General features: G+C 72.5%; 15 protein-coding genes. 12 read left to right on the forward strand and 3 right to left on the reverse strand.

Going from position 1 to position 13,836, the window contains the following annotated elements:
* The first annotated feature begins 44 nt into the window (after window positions 1-44).
* On the forward strand, window positions 45-1,655 hold the full coding sequence (locus EFA46_RS05700; RefSeq protein ID WP_123074221.1) for a BCCT family transporter: 1,611 nt from the start codon (window positions 45-47) through the stop codon (window positions 1,653-1,655).
* Window positions 1,656-1,711: 56 nt separating this feature from the next.
* On the opposite strand, the gene EFA46_RS05705 is transcribed toward EFA46_RS05700, so the two are convergent.
* Together EFA46_RS05705 and EFA46_RS05710 are read right to left on the reverse strand one after the other, a co-directional pair.
* A complete protein-coding gene (locus tag EFA46_RS05705) occupies window positions 1,712-1,906 on the reverse strand; it encodes a cold-shock protein (protein ID WP_123074220.1) in 195 nt (64 codons plus the stop codon).
* A 177-nt stretch (window positions 1,907-2,083) separates the two neighbouring features.
* Window positions 2,084-2,839, reverse strand: coding sequence for a DNA-directed RNA polymerase subunit epsilon (locus EFA46_RS05710; RefSeq protein ID WP_255494019.1), 756 nt, complete (start codon window positions 2,837-2,839; stop codon window positions 2,084-2,086).
* Window positions 2,840-3,236: 397 nt separating this feature from the next.
* Between EFA46_RS05710 and mbhE the strand changes: the two genes are divergently transcribed.
* From mbhE to EFA46_RS05765, 11 genes are all read left to right on the forward strand, one after another.
* A complete protein-coding gene (gene mbhE, locus EFA46_RS05715; protein ID WP_123074219.1) occupies window positions 3,237-5,597 on the forward strand; it encodes a hydrogen gas-evolving membrane-bound hydrogenase subunit E in 2,361 nt (786 codons plus the stop codon).
* A gap of 109 nt (window positions 5,598-5,706) precedes the next feature.
* Entirely contained in the window at window positions 5,707-6,183 is a 477-nt protein-coding gene (locus tag EFA46_RS05720; RefSeq protein ID WP_123074218.1) for an MnhB domain-containing protein, read from the forward strand.
* A 44-nt stretch (window positions 6,184-6,227) separates the two neighbouring features.
* On the forward strand, window positions 6,228-6,584 hold the full coding sequence (locus EFA46_RS05725; protein ID WP_123077246.1) for a sodium:proton antiporter: 357 nt from the start codon (window positions 6,228-6,230) through the stop codon (window positions 6,582-6,584).
* Window positions 6,581-8,143, forward strand: coding sequence for a complex I subunit 5 family protein (locus tag EFA46_RS05730; protein ID WP_123074217.1), 1,563 nt, complete (start codon window positions 6,581-6,583; stop codon window positions 8,141-8,143). The genes EFA46_RS05725 and EFA46_RS05730 overlap by 4 nt, the downstream gene beginning before the upstream one ends.
* Entirely contained in the window at window positions 8,140-8,712 is a 573-nt protein-coding gene (locus EFA46_RS05735; RefSeq protein ID WP_255494020.1) for a Na+/H+ antiporter subunit E, read from the forward strand. Before EFA46_RS05730 ends, EFA46_RS05735 begins: the two co-directional genes overlap by 4 nt.
* Entirely contained in the window at window positions 8,705-8,992 is a 288-nt protein-coding gene (locus EFA46_RS05740; protein WP_123074216.1) for a monovalent cation/H+ antiporter complex subunit F, read from the forward strand. The genes EFA46_RS05735 and EFA46_RS05740 overlap by 8 nt, the downstream gene beginning before the upstream one ends.
* Complete coding sequence (mnhG, locus tag EFA46_RS05745) at window positions 8,989-9,399, forward strand: monovalent cation/H(+) antiporter subunit G (RefSeq protein ID WP_123074215.1); 411 nt, start codon at window positions 8,989-8,991, stop codon at window positions 9,397-9,399. Before EFA46_RS05740 ends, mnhG begins: the two co-directional genes overlap by 4 nt.
* A 132-nt stretch (window positions 9,400-9,531) precedes the next feature.
* Window positions 9,532-10,491, forward strand: a complete 960-nt coding sequence (locus EFA46_RS05750) for a DUF4129 domain-containing protein (protein ID WP_123074214.1) — start codon at window positions 9,532-9,534, stop codon at window positions 10,489-10,491.
* Window positions 10,488-11,129 carry a hypothetical protein gene (locus EFA46_RS05755; RefSeq protein WP_158604237.1) on the forward strand — a complete coding sequence of 214 codons (642 nt, stop codon included), beginning with the start codon at window positions 10,488-10,490 and terminating at the stop codon, window positions 11,127-11,129. The genes EFA46_RS05750 and EFA46_RS05755 overlap by 4 nt, the downstream gene beginning before the upstream one ends.
* Window positions 11,126-12,391, forward strand: coding sequence for a DUF58 domain-containing protein (locus EFA46_RS05760; RefSeq protein WP_123074213.1), 1,266 nt, complete (start codon window positions 11,126-11,128; stop codon window positions 12,389-12,391). Before EFA46_RS05755 ends, EFA46_RS05760 begins: the two co-directional genes overlap by 4 nt.
* Entirely contained in the window at window positions 12,388-12,885 is a 498-nt protein-coding gene (locus EFA46_RS05765; RefSeq protein WP_148040640.1) for a hypothetical protein, read from the forward strand. The genes EFA46_RS05760 and EFA46_RS05765 overlap by 4 nt, the downstream gene beginning before the upstream one ends.
* Here the strand turns inward: EFA46_RS05765 and EFA46_RS05770 are convergent.
* On the reverse strand, window positions 12,882-13,832 hold the full coding sequence (locus tag EFA46_RS05770; RefSeq protein WP_123074211.1) for a MoxR family ATPase: 951 nt from the start codon (window positions 13,830-13,832) through the stop codon (window positions 12,882-12,884). The two genes, EFA46_RS05765 and EFA46_RS05770, sit on opposite strands and share 4 nt — an antisense overlap.
* Window positions 13,833-13,836 lie beyond the last annotated feature (4 nt).

Consider the following 13,836-nt stretch of genomic DNA (forward strand, 5'->3'; position numbering starts at 1 on the left):
CCGTCCACGCACGACCCGGGACCGACCGACGCTCGCCTACACACATGAAACTCTCACTCCGCTACCTCTTCGGCCTCGAGGACGCCGACCGCGCCGAACTCGGACTGTTCGTCGTCGCGATGGGCGTCCTCCTCGGGCTCGCGGGCGTCGGCCTCGTCGACCCCGCGCTGTTGAGCACGACGATGAACGGCGCGTTCGACTGGATACTCACCTGGTTCGGCTGGTGGTTCATCCTCCTCGGCTTCCTCCTCCTCATCCTCGTCACCGCCCTCACGTTCTCCAAGTACGGGAAACTCCGCATCGGCGGCGAGGACGCCACCCCCGACTTCGACACGTTCTCGTGGCTCTCGATGGTGTTCACCGTCGGCTTCGGCGCCTCCATCCTCATCTGGGGCGTCGGCGAACCCATCAGCATCGCGAACTCGCCGCCGCCGAACATGCCGATCTCGGCGACGCCGGCCACCATCGGCCTCGCGTTCATGTACATCCACGAGGTCTTCCCCGGCCTCGCGATGTGGTACCTGCCGGTGGGCATCGCGTTCGGCATCATCGTCTACACGCAGGGCGTCGGCGAGTACAAGGTCGGCGCGATGCTCGGCAACCTCATCAGCGTCGAGGACCACCGCTGGTTCCACTGGCTGGTGAACCTCTCCGCCATCGTCGCCTCCATCGGCGGCATCGCGACCACGCTCGGGTTCAGCGCGCAGACCGTCTCCTCCATCCTCGGCGGGACGTTCGGCCTCGAGTCCGCGTCGCTCACCTACCTGCTGTTCGCCGTCATCGGCGCGGTCTTCCTCTTCGACGTCTGGCTCGGCCTCCGGGCCGGCATCCGGAACGCCGCGCGCGCGACGATGGTGCTCATCGGCGTCGCGATGGCGCTCCTCGTCGTCGTCGGGCCGACGCTCTACATGCTCGAACTCGGCCTGAACGCCACCGGCGTCTGGCTCTCGAACATGCTTCGGCTCTCGCTCTACACCGTCCCCGGCACCGCGAGCTCGTGGGCCGGCCAGTGGACCGGCTTCTGGTGGGCGTGGTGGGCCGCGTGGAGCATCTTCGTCGGGAGCTTCGTCGCCCGCGTCTCGAAGGGCCGGACGATCCGCGAGATGTTCCTCGTGCTCGTCCTCGCGCCCGCCGCCCTGACGTGGGTCCAGCACTCGCTCATCGGCGGCTGGGTGCTCGCGCCCGGCTACCGCGAACCCGTCACCGCCGCCTACACGTCCTCGGGCATCCCCTCGGCGATCTCGACGGCGCTCTCCATCACGCCGTTCGGCGAACTCCTCGCCGTCATCTTCGTGCTCGTCATCGCCGGCTACATCATCACCTCGCTCGACTCCGCCGTCTTCATGGTGTCCGCGATCACGCTCGGCGACGAGAACCCGAACGCCCGAATCCGCGCGTGGTGGGGCGTCCTCCTCGCCGTCTTCGGCGTCATGAGCCTCCAGCTCTCCGGCTTCGGCGCCATCGAGTCCTTCGCCGGCGTGCTCGCCCTGCCGTTCACGGTGTTCCTGCTCGCCATCGTCTACGCGAGCTACCGGGCCGCGCGCGAAATCCTCGGTGAGACCGACGACTCCATCATCACCGAAGCCCAGCCCGAGGAGCCCTCCCAGCCCGCGACCGAGAGCGGTCACAGCGGCGACGCCGAGTCCGCCGACTGACGGCGCCGCCGCTCGAATCGCCGCGAACGCACTCGGAAAAATCAGCCCTCTCCGCCTTACAGCCGTTTCAGGTTCTCCGCGCGCGGGCCCTTGTCGGTCTGCGTGATGTCGAACTCCACCTCCTGACCCTCCTCGAGGTCCTCGCCGCCGACGTCCTCCATGTGGAAGAAGACGTCGTCGTCCGCGTCGTCGGTCTCGATGAAGCCGTACCCCTTCGTGTCGTTGAAGAAGTCGACCGTTCCGGTCGCCATGACACGAGTACGCACACAGCCCGGGACCATAACGTCTCCGGCGACGCCCGGTGCGCGACGGTTCGCGCATCGCCGTCGCGCGTCGCACGCCGCTCGTCGGTCAGCGCTCGTCGATTCGTGGCGTCTCGTCGTCCCGCGACGACTCCGGTTCGTCGGCGTCGCGTCGCTCGCGGGTCGCTACCGCTCCCCGCTCGTCTCTTCGCGGTCCCTCCCGTCGTCGGAACCGCGCTGCTCGGACTCACGGAGGTCGGAGCTCGGGAGGTTCGGGTCCCGGTAGGGGTTGCGCCCGTAGACGGCGCCGTGGAGGTCCTGCTCGTCGAGCTGGTCGCGCAGCACGCGCCGGAGGCGGTTGAGGTTCGTGATTTCGAGGCCGTGCTTCGCGGCCAAGTCCTGGAAGTGCGGGTCGTCCGTGATGGAGGTGAACTGCTCGTAGAGCGCCTCCAGGCGCTCCGGGGACTGGTCGGCGAGCCACTCCTGGTCCTGCAACCCGAGGTAGCGCTCGCGCTCGTCGTCGACGACGTGTCGGATGGTGACGAGCGCGACCTTCTCGATGGCGCGCTGGCTCCCGAACGCCGTGAGGTCGAGGTCGATCATCACGCCGAGCGCGCGGTCGCGCTGCCACGGCGTCACGTCGAGGTCGTTGCAGAGCGCCTGCGTGATGCGGAGTTTCTCGAGGCGGTGCTGGCGCGCGCCGTGGCCCTCGGTTGCGGGGTGGCGCTCGTCGTGGAGGCGCCGGAGGTTCTCGGAGACGTCCCCCTCTGGCGAGCGCGCGCGACCGATTTGGGTGGCGCTCGGACTCGTCGGGCCCCAGCGGCCGACGGTGGTGTCGCGGCGGTGCGCGGAGCGTGCGAGCGCGCCGTCGCCGGGACGTGCGCTGAACTGCTCCTCGTCGACCACCTCGAACTCGGGGGCCGACGTGGCGGCGTCGGTCATCACGCCCCGCTACCGCGCGCAGACGGATAAACGCACGACTACTCGACGCGGGAACACGGCAGAATCGGGGCGGCCCCGACGGGCCGTCCTTCGCTCGTATCTACTGCTTGTGACGAGAAGCACTTAAACGAACGCGGGGCGGGTCGGCGACGCCCGCCCGGGACGGCCCGGTCGCTGCTTCCCAGGGGTGGCCGAGCCCGGGCGCATGGACGAAACCGCGCCCGCCGGACGGCTGTCGTCGAGTGCGTCGCGCACCCTCATCCGGGCGCTCGAAGCGCCGGTTTCCAGCGGTTAAAGTAGCTGTACTCGCCCCGGATCCGCCGCGCGAACCGTCGACGATTACGCCTCGGACGCTATCTTGACCAGCTTTATAGTCAAACTCCCCTACGAATCGAGTGTGCAACCGACACCCGACCTGTGGGTGCTCGTCGCCCTCGTCGGCCTGCCGTTTGCCGCGGCGGCGGCGACGCCCGCGGTCGCACGACAGCTCGGCAACCGGACGGCGTACTACGCCGCCGCCGTCGCGGCCGTCTGCCTCGCGCTCGTGGCCTCGCTCGCGGGCACCCACGGTGGCGCCTCGGTCACGTGGGTCGGCCCGCTCAGCGTCACGTTCGGCTTCTACGTGGACGGCCTCGCGACGTTCGTCGGCGCGCTCGCCAGCGGCGTCGGCGTCCTGGTCTTCGTCTACTCGGCGGGCTACATGCGCGAAGAACCGGGACAGACGAAGTACTACGCGACGATGCTCGCCTTCATGGGGTCGATGCTCGGCGTCGTCTACGCCGGCGACCTCGTCGTCCTCTTCTGCTTCTGGGAGCTGACGAGCGTCGCCTCCTTCCTCCTCGTCGGCCACTACTCCGAGGAGCGCGAGTCGCGCTACTCCGCGCGCAAGGCGATGCTCCTCACCGTCGGGGGCGGGCTCTTCATGCTCGTCGGCTTCGTCCTCCTCGCCTCCGCCACCGGGACGTACAGCCTCGCGGCGATGCTCGCCGAACCGGCGGCGACGCGCGCCGCCGTCGAGCAGGCCGGCCTGCTCCTCCCCATCGTCTCCCTGGTGGGTGTCGGCGCCGCCGCGAAATCCGCGCAGTTCCCCCTGCACGTCTGGCTCCCGAACGCCATGGCCGCGCCGACGCCCGTCTCCGCGTTCCTCCACTCCGCGACGATGGTCAAGGCCGGCGTCTTCCTCCTCGGCCGGATGCGCCCCCTCCTCGTCGGGGACGACTGGACGCACATCTTCGTCACGCTCGGCCTCGTCACGATGCTCATCGCCGCCGTCCTCGCCGTCTGCGCGACCGAGCTGAAGGAACTGCTCGCCTACTCGACGGTGAGCCACCTCGGCCTCATCGTCGCCGGCTTCGGCTTCTCCACGGCCGTCGGCGCCGAGACCGGCGTCTTCCACATCCTCAATCACGCCGCGTTCAAGGCCGCGCTCTTCCTCGTCGCCGGCATCGTCGCCCACGAGGCCGGCACCCGGAAGTTCTCCGAACTCGGCGGCCTCGCATGCGACCTCCCCGTCGTCGCCGGCGTCACCGTCGTCGCCGCGCTCGGCATGGGCGGCGTCCCGCCGTTCAACGGCTTCTACTCGAAGGAACTCCTCTTCGAGGCCGCCTACCACCTCGCCGCCCACGACGGCGGCCTCACGTGGGCGTACCCGGTCATCGCCGTCGTCGGGAGCGTCTTCACGCTCGTCTACTCGCTGCGCTTCCTCGCCGTCTTCTTCGGCGAGAAACCCGAGGCGCTCGGGCACGTCCACCGCGCGCCGTGGTCGATGAACGGCCCGCCCCTCCTCCTCGCTGGCTTCGCGGGCGTCGTCGGCCTCGGCGGCGTGACGGCCGCGCTCGGATTCCCGCTCGCGCCCGTCGAGTCCTTCGTCGGCCACGTCGCCGCGAGCACGCTCCCGCCGGGCGCCGACCACCTCTCCTTCCACTACTACCTCCCGACGTACGTCTCGCCCGCCGTCGTCATGAGCGCCCTCGCGCTCGGCGGCGGCGCGCTCACCTACCTCGTCTGGGAGCGCGTGCAGGCCGCCGTCACCGGGGCGCTCGATGCCGTCCCGCCGCTCGGCGCGGACTGGTGGTACGACACGCTCGTCTTCGGCGCGAACCGCGCGAGCACCGCCACCCACCGGACGCTCTGGACGGACCGCCTCCGAACGTACGCGACGTGGACGTTCGCGGGCGCCGTCGGCCTCGGCGGCCTCGGCTACCTCGCGACGAGCGTCGGCGTCCCGCTCGCGACGCCGACGCTCGGCATCCCGCTCACCGTCATCCTCGCCGTCGCCGCGCTCGCCGCGGTCGCCGCGATCCGCGCGCCCTCGCACGTCGCGGGCGTCCTCGCGCTCTCCGTCGTCGGCTTCGGCGTCACCGTCTTCTTCGTGCTCGCGAGCGCGCCCGACGTCGCGCTCACGCAGGTCGTCGTCGAGACCGTGACGTTCGTCGTCTTCCTCGTCATCCTCGACAAACTCCCGAGCTACTACGGGCGCATCCAGCGCTCGCGGGCCGCCCGGGACGCCGTCCTCTCCGTTATCGTGGGCGGGTTCGTCACCGTCACCACGCTCGTCGCGACCGGTGCGACCCCCGACAGCATCGCCTCCTACTTCGTGGAGAACTCCGTCCCCGAGGCCGGCGGCCACAATCTCGTGAACGTTATCCTCGTGGACTTCCGGGGTATCGACACGATGGGCGAAATCGCCGTCATCGCGATGGCCGCCGTCGCGGTGTTGACCCTCATCGTCATGCGCGAGCGAGGTGAGACGCCATGACTTGCGTCGGACGAGCCCGACTACGTCACACTCGCCACGCGGAGGTGGCTCGCGTGACCAGCGTTGGACCCGTGGTCCAACTGGGCAACGAGAACCCGGGGGGATTCTCGTGACCGTCATCCTCCGCACCGTCGCGCGCGTCGTCGTCCCCCTCGGGTTCGTCGTCTCGTTCGCGTTCTTCCTGCAGGGGCACAACCTCCCGGGCGGCGGCTTCATCGCCGGCGTCCTCGCCGCCTCCGCGATGGCGCTCGCCTACCTCGCCTACGGCCTCGACGGCGTCGAGGACGACGTCCTCGGCCGCGAGGTCGACACCGCCGTCGAGCACGTCCAGCACGGCATCGTTCGGGACTATCAGTCGCTCTACGCGGCCGGCCTCGGCATCGCCGTCACCGGCGGCCTCGCCTCGATTGCCTACGGCTACCTCACCGGCACGACCATCCCATACATGACTCAGACGTTCCGCCACGCGACCGTCCCGCTCTTCGGAGACATCGAACTCGCGTCCGCCCTCGTCTTCGACCTCGGCGTCTACGCCGTCGTCGTCGGCGCGCTCCTCACGATCATCTCGGTGGTGGGTGCGGAATGAGCGGCGCCGTCGTCGCCGCGACCGGGTCCGGGACCGGCCCCGGGATGGCGGGTACGTCCGGGTCGCCCGTCGAGGTCGTCCTCGCGGTCGCGCTCGGCGTGCTCTTCGCCGCCGGGACGTTCCTCGTCCTCCGGCGCGACCTCGTGCGCGTCGTCTTCGGCGTGCTCATCCTCTCGCAGGCCACGAACGTCTACCTCGTCACGATGGGTGGCATCGGCGGCGTCGCGCCGATAATCGGCCACGACGAGGGCGCGGTCACGGACCCGCTCGTGCAGGCGCTCGTGCTCACCGCAGTCGTCATCGGCTTCGCGACCACCGCGCTCCTGCTCGTCCTCGTCTACCGGACCTACGAGGAGCACGGCAGCATCGACCTCGAGGACATCGGGGGTGCGGTGCGATGACGACGAACCTCGTCATCGCGCCGCTGCTCGTCGCGCTCGTGAGCGCGGTCGCGTGCATGCTCGTCCGCACCGCCCCGCGCCTCCAGCGCGCGCTCAGCCTCGTCGGCGTCGTCGGCTACGCGCTCGCCGTCGCGGCGCTCGTCGCCCGGCTCTGGCCGGCGGGCACGCTCGCCTACCAGGTCGGCGACTGGCCCGCGCCCTACGGCATCACGCTCGTCGCCGACCCGCTCTCCGGGTTCATGCTCGCGATGACCGCCGTCGTCGCGCCCCTAACGCTCGTCTACAGCCTCCGGTACGTGAACGCGCCCGGCCAGCGCGTCTCCTACCACGCGCTCTTCCACTTCCTCCTCCTCGGCGCGACGGGCGCGTTCCTCACCGGCGACATCTTCAACCTCTTCGTCTGGTTCGAGGTGACGCTGATGGCCTCCTACGGCCTCGTCGCCTTCTACAGCGGGAAGGACGGGACGCTCGCGGCGACGCGCTACGTCGTCCTCAACCTCGTCGGCTCCAGCGTGATGTTGCTCGCGGTCGGCGGCATCTACGGCGTCACCGGGACGCTCAACATGGCGGACATCGCGCGCTGGCTCGCGAGCGCGACGCCCGCCGAGTCCGCGCCCGTCCTCGGCCTCTCGCTCCTCCTCCTCGCCGTCTTCGGGCTGAAGGCCGGCCTCGTCCCCTTCCAGTGGTGGGTGCCCGCCGCCTACTCGGCGGCGCCCGCGCCCGCCGCTGCGATGCTCGCCGGCGTCGCGAAGAAGGTCGGCGTCTACGCCATCGTCCGCCTCGGATTCACGGTGTTCGCGGCCGCCAGCCCGGGCGTCGTCCTCCCCGGCGTCGAATCGGGCCTCCTCGGCGTCTACGGGCCCGTCCTCTTCGTGCTCGCGGGCGCGTCCGCCCTCGTCGGCGGCTTCGTCGCGCTCGACCGGCCGACGCTCGAGGAGACGTTCGCCTACTCGAGCATCGCGCAGGTCGGCTTCATCGTCCTCCCGCTCGCGGTCGCCGCCGCCGTCCCCGACCTGCGCGCCGCCGGCGTCGCCGCCGCGCTCGTCTACGCGCTCAACCACGCGCTCGCGAAACCCCTCCTCTTCCTCGTCACCGGCACCATAAGCGACGCCGCCGGAACCACCGACCTCGGCGACCTCGGCGGGCTGGCGGGCCGGACGCCCGTGCTCGCCGGTGCGTTCCTCGTCGGCGGCCTCTCGCTCGTCGGCATCCCGCCGCTCGCCGGCTTCTTCTCGAAGCTCCTCGTCTTCCGCGTCGCCGCCGTCGGCGGCTCGGTCGGCGTGCTCGCGGTCGCCGTCGCCGGCGCGATACTCACCATCGCCTACGTCTCCCGGACGTGGAACCGTGGCTTCTGGGGCGAGCGCACCGCCGCCGTCGAGACGATGGCGTCGCCCGACCGCGTGCAGGTCGCGGTCGTCGTCGCCTTCGCCGCGTGCGTGCTCGCCGTCGGCGTCGGCTTCGACCCCGTCTATCGCTTCGCCGAAGCCGCCGGCCACGTCGCCACGGGCGCCGGGCGCGACGCTTACGTCCGCGCGGTCATCGGGGGTGGTGGCGCGTGAGGGACATCCCCCGTTGGGTGACCGCCGGGTTCGCGCTCGCCGTCGTCTGGATATTCGTCGCGGAGACGCCGGGCACGCCGCGCGCGGTCGTCGCCAACCTCGTGATCGGCCTCGCGCTCTCCCTGCCGGTCACCTACGTCTTCCGCGCGCTCTTCCCCGGCCGGAGCGACCTCTCGCGCACGACGGCGGTCGTCCCGGCCGTCGCCCGCTACGTCGGGACGTTCGTCTACGAACTGCTCACGGCGAACGTCGAGGTCGCCAAGCGCGTGCTCGCGCCGTCGATGCCGCTCGACCCCGGCGTCGTCGTCATCCCGCTGCGCGTCGAGTCCGACGCCGCCGTCACCGTCATCGCCAACTCCATCACGCTCACGCCCGGAACGCTCACCATGGACTACGACGGCGACGCGAACGCGCTCCACGTCCACGCCGTCGACGCCGCCGACCTCGAAAGTCTCGTCGACCCGGTGCGGCGCTGGGAGCGCTACGCGCTCGTCATCTTCGACGAGGACGCCGACCCCGACGCGCCCGCGCCCGCCCCCTCCCGTCTGGAGGTGAACGACGATGAGTAGCGTGGAGACCGTCTACTACGCGGTGCTCACGTTCGGGACCGTCGTCGCGGCGCTCGCGACGCTCGCGTGCGCGGTGCGCGTCGTCGTCGGGCCGACCGTCCCCGACCGCACCGTCGCGCTCGACGCCATCGGGACGTGCGTCGTCGCAATCGTCGTCCTGCACGCCATCGAGGTCGAGCAGTCCTTCTTCGTCCTCGTCGGCGTCATGCTCGCCATCGTCGGCTTCGTCACGACCGTCGTCGCCGCGAAATACCTCACCGAGGGTGACATCATCGAATGATTCAGACCGCCATCACCGCCGCGACCGAGGGGGCGAGCGAGGCCGCGCACGCCGGCCCCTCGGACCTCCGGCTCGCCGTCGTCGCCGCGCTCGTGCTCGTCGGAACGTTCTTCCTCATCGTCGGGACCGTCGGCCTCTGGCGCTTCCCCGACATCTACAACCGGATGCACGCCACGTCGAAGGCGACGACGCTCGGCGCCGCGTCGATGTTCCTCGCGGGCTTCGTCCGCTTCGGGCCGTTCGGTGCCGGCCTCACCTCGCTCGTCGGCATCGTCTTCCTCTTCGCCACCGCGCCGACCGGCGCGCACCTCATCTCGCTCGCCGCGCGCAGGCTCGGCGTCGCGATGTACGAGAACCCGGACGGCTTCCGCGCGCCGCCTTCCGACGCCGACGGCCCGGACGACTGACGCGCGCCGCGCCCACACTGTGGCGCGGTCGCCGTCGAGCGCGACGACCGCCGCGTCCCCCCCACCCTGTTCCGTGCGGCCGAGTCACACGATGTCGATAGGCCTAATTATAGCGCGGGTAACAACTGACTCGTGAACCGCACCCTTCGTGCCCTCCTCGTCGTCGGGGTCTGCCTGCTCGCGCTCGGGCTGGCCGCGGCGACGATCACCGACCCCGCCACCACCGGCGTCGGCGGCAACGGCGGCAGCGGCGGTCTCGGTGGCGGTGGCGCCCTCGGCGGCGAGCAGAACGCGAGCGGCGCGTCCGGCGGCGGCCCGCCGCCGGTCCCGGTCGGGACGTGCGTCCCCGCACTCCTCACGTGGCAGTTCAAACTCGGCGTCCTCCTCGCCACGCTCCTCGTCGGCGCGCTCCTCGTCTATCGCTACGACTGGCTGACGCTGGTCGCCGTCTACGGTGTCCTCCTCCTCCCCGGCCTCGTCGCCTACGCGCTCCTCACGGACTGCGGCCCGCTCGACTACCCCACGCAGCAACCGCCGCCCGTCTCGACGAACTTCTCCGGCACCCCGCTCCCCTTCACCGGGAACGGCTCCGGCGGCGGCGGGGCCGTCGGCGCCGTCAGCACGCCGCCCGCGCTCGCGCTCCTCCTCGTCGGCGCCGTCCTCGTGCTCGCCGTCCTCCTCCTCCGCGCCAGCGGCGACACCGACGCGACCGCCGGGTCGGACGACCCCGCGACCGCCGACGACGACGCGCCCGACGAGGAGACGCTCACGGACGTCGGTCGCGCCGCCGGCGCGGCCGCCGACCGCATCGACGACGCCGGCACCGACGCCGAGAACGAGGTCTACCGCGCGTGGCGCGAGATGACCGCCCTGCTCGACGTCCCCCACCCCGAGTCGAGCACGCCCGAGGAGTTCGCGGCCGCCGCCCGCGACGCCGGCATGGCCGCCGACCACGTCGACACCCTCACCGAGCTGTTCAACGACGTCCGCTACGGCGGCGCGGCGGTCGACGACGAGCGTGCTCGGCGCGCCCGCGAGGCGCTGCGCGCCATCGAGGCCGCCTACGGCGACGACGGAGGTGGTGGGGCGTGAACGGTCGCCGTCTCCTCCTGTTCGTCGGCGTCCTCGTCGCCCTCGGCGGCGCCGCCGCGGCGTTCGCCCCCGGCCTCGTCGCCGGCGTCACCCTCACCACCGCCGCCATCACCGTCGTCGGCGGCGTCGCGCTCCTCGTTGCCTACCTCGTCTACCGGGACGCGCGCGCGACGCACGCCGCCGTCCGCCGCCCCACGACGCCCGACGTCGAGACCCGCCGGACGGCCGGGCGACCCGGCCGCGACTTCGACCGGACGTACGCCGCCGCGCGCGCCGGCGTCCGCGCCAGCGCCCGCACCACCGCCCGGGAGCGCCTCCGCCGTCTCGCCGTCGACACCCTCGTCACCGCCGACGGCCTCGCCGAAGCCGACGCCGAGGTGCGCCTCGAGGCGGGGGCGTGGACGGACGACCCGCACGCCGCCGCGTTCTTCGCCGCCGATCCGCCCGCCCCGCCGCGACGCCTCCGCCTCCGCGAACTCCTCGGGCGCGCGTCCGTCTTCGACGTCCGCTTCCGCCACGCGCTCGCCGAAATCGAGCGCATCGCCGGCCTGCACGACGACGCGGACGATGCGTCCGCCGAGGAGGGCGACACGGCGGCCGCCGGCGACGAGTCCGGCCGCGCGGGGGTGGCGCCGTGAGCGACCCGCGACGCACCGAGCGCTGGACGGGCGTCACCGCGCTCGCGTTCGCCGCCGCCGGCCTCGCCGCGATACTGCGCTCGCCGGCCGTCCTCCTCGTCGGCGCGCTCGCGGTCGCGGTCGCCGGATACGCCGACGCCGCCGACGCCCCCGACCCGGCGCTCACGCTCGAGCGCACGCTCTCCGAGACCGACCCCGAACCCGGCGAGGACGTGCGCGTCACCGTCACCGTCACGAACGACGGCGCGTTCCTCCCCGACCTCCGCGTCGTCGACGGCGTCCCCGACGCCCTCGACGTCGTCGACGGCTCGCCGCGCGCCGCGAGCGCGCTCCGCGGCGGCCGCACGCTCACCTTCACGTACACCGTCGAGGCGACGCGCGGCCGCCACGAGTTCGCCCCGCTCACCGCCTACGCGCGCAACCTCCCGGGGTCGCTCGAACGCGAGACGAGCGTCGCCACCGAGACGGCGCTCACCTGCGTCCCCCCGCTCACTGCAATCGACGCGCCGCCGCTCCGCCCGCAGACGCTCCGGCGCGTCGGCCGCGTCACCACCAGCTCCCCGGGGAGCGGCGTCGAGTTCAACGCCGTCCGCGAGTACCGCCCCGGCGACCCGCTCTCGCGCGTCGACTGGCGCCGCCTCGCGCGCACCGGCGACCTCTCGACCGTCCAGTTCAGCGAGGAACGCGCCGCGAGCGTCGTCCTCGTCGTCGACGCCCGCGAGCACGCCTACGCCACCGACGCCGAGGGGGTCGCCGCGCTCGACCACGGCCTGCGCGCCGCCGGCGACGTCGCCGCCGCCCTCCTCGACGCCGGCGACCAAGTCGGCCTCGCCGCCTACGGCCCGACGTGGACGTGGCTCGCGCCGGGGAGCGGGCGCGACCACCGCCTCCGCCTCCGCGAGCGCCTCGCGCTCGACGCCGCCTTCCCGCCCAGCGACCCCGACCTCTCGACGCCCGACGCGCTCGCCTTCCGTCGCCTCCGCAAGAACCTCCCCCGCGACGCGCAGGTCGTCCTCGCCACGCCCCTCCTCGACGGCACGAGCGCGTTCACCGCGCGCCGCCTCGAGAGCCACGGCTACCCCGTCACCGTGCTCAGCCCCGACGTCACCGGCCGCGAGAGCGTCGGCGGGCGACTCGCCGCCGTCGAGCGTCGCGGCCGCGTCCGCGAGCTCCGGAGCGCCGGCGTCCGCGTCGTCGACTGGGACCCGGCGACCCCGCTCGCCGTCGCGCTCGCCCGGACGGCCACGAGGTGGTCGCGGTGAGCGACCCCGTCGCGCGCGCGCCGACGCGCCTCGGTGCGACGCTCGCCGTCCTCGCCGGCGTCCTCGGCGTCGCCGTCGCCGCCGTCGGCGGCCTCTACCCCGTCACGGCAGCCATCGCCGGGACGGCGGCGCTCGCGGCCGGCGTGCGCCGTGGCCGCCGCCGCGACCTCGCGGTCGGCGCGGTCCTGCTCGCACTCGCCGCCGTCCTCCTCGGCGCCTTTGACGCCGGGCCGCTCCCCGCGCTCGGCGTCGCGGCCGCCGCGCTCTTCGCGTGGGACGTCGGGGAGAACGCGCTCTCGCTCGGCGAGCAACTCGGCGTCGAGGCGCGGACGCGCGACGCCGAACTCGTCCACGCCGCCGCGAGCGCCGGCGTCCTCGCGCTCGCCGGGGTCGCCGTCTACGGCGTCGCGCTCGGCGGCTTTGGGGGCCGGCCGGTCGGCGCGCTCGTCGCGCTCCTCGTCGGCGCGCTCGTCCTCGCGTGGACGCTGCGCTAATCGACGGTCGGCACCGCGACGCGCTCGAGGACCGAATCGACCACGGACGCCTTCTCCGTCCCGCTCACCGTCGCGTCCGGCGTCAGCACGAGGCGGTGGGCGAGCACGGGCGTCGCGACGCGCTTCACGTCGCTCGGCGTGACGTACTCGCGGCCCGCGACGACGGCGTAGGCGCGCGCCGCCTCGAAGAGCCGCTGGGTGCCCCGCGGGCTCACGCCGACCTCGACGCGGCGGTCCTCGCGGGTCGCGCGCGCCACGTCCGCGATGTAGTCGAGGACGTCGTCCTCGACGCGGACGGCCTCGGGGGCGGTCTGGAGGTCCCGAACCCCCTCGATGGAGAGGACGCGCTCGACGTCCGGCGACTGGCTCGTCCGGCCGGCGCGCCGGCGCAGTATCTCGCGCTCGCCCTCGAGGTCCGGATACCCAACCGAGGACTTCACGACGAAGCGGTCGAGCTGGGCTTCGGGGAGCTGGAAGGTCCCCTCCTGCTCGACGGGGTTCTGGGTGGCGACGACGAAGAAGGGGTCGGGGAGGGCGTGCGTCTCGCCGTCCACGGTGACTTGGCCTTCCTCCATGGCTTCGAGGAGCGCGGCCTGCGTCTTCGGCGGCGCGCGGTTGATCTCGTCGGCGAGCACGACGTTCCCGAATATCGGCCCCTCGTTGAACTCGAACTCGCGGTCGGCCTCGTCGAAGACGTGCGTCCCGATGACGTCCGAGGGCAGGAGGTCGGGCGTGAACTGGATGCGCGAGAACTCGAGGCCGAGCGCGCGCGTCAGCGAGCGCGCGGTCAGCGTCTTCCCCGTCCCGGGGACGTCCTCGAGGAGGACGTGCCCGCGCGCGAGCAGTCCGACGGAGACCGTTTCGAGAAACGACCGGTCGGCGACCACGGCGTCCGCGACGGCGTCCAGCACCGATTCGACGTCGGCGCTCGCCTCCTCGACGTTCATGGTC

This window comes from Halarchaeum sp. CBA1220, from assembly GCF_003721175.2.
Taxonomy (GTDB): Archaea; Halobacteriota; Halobacteria; order Halobacteriales; family Halobacteriaceae; genus Halarchaeum; species Halarchaeum grantii.

Excerpts from the sequence above, each read along its gene's own strand:
- EFA46_RS05730 (WP_123074217.1), top strand. The coding sequence starts at position 6,581 with ATGACGACGAACCTCGTCATCGCGCCGCTGCTCGTCGCGCTCGTGAGC.
- EFA46_RS05770 (WP_123074211.1), bottom strand. The coding sequence starts at position 13,832 with ATGAACGTCGAGGAGGCGAGCGCCGACGTCGAATCGGTGCTGGACGCC.
- EFA46_RS05710 (WP_255494019.1), bottom strand. The coding sequence starts at position 2,839 with ATGACCGACGCCGCCACGTCGGCCCCCGAGTTCGAGGTGGTCGACGAG.
- mnhG (WP_123074215.1), top strand. The coding sequence starts at position 8,989 with ATGATTCAGACCGCCATCACCGCCGCGACCGAGGGGGCGAGCGAGGCC.
- EFA46_RS05705 (WP_123074220.1), bottom strand. The coding sequence starts at position 1,906 with ATGGCGACCGGAACGGTCGACTTCTTCAACGACACGAAGGGGTACGGC.
- EFA46_RS05700 (WP_123074221.1), top strand. The coding sequence starts at position 45 with ATGAAACTCTCACTCCGCTACCTCTTCGGCCTCGAGGACGCCGACCGC.
- EFA46_RS05725 (WP_123077246.1), top strand. The coding sequence starts at position 6,228 with ATGGCGGGTACGTCCGGGTCGCCCGTCGAGGTCGTCCTCGCGGTCGCG.
- EFA46_RS05740 (WP_123074216.1), top strand. The coding sequence starts at position 8,705 with ATGAGTAGCGTGGAGACCGTCTACTACGCGGTGCTCACGTTCGGGACC.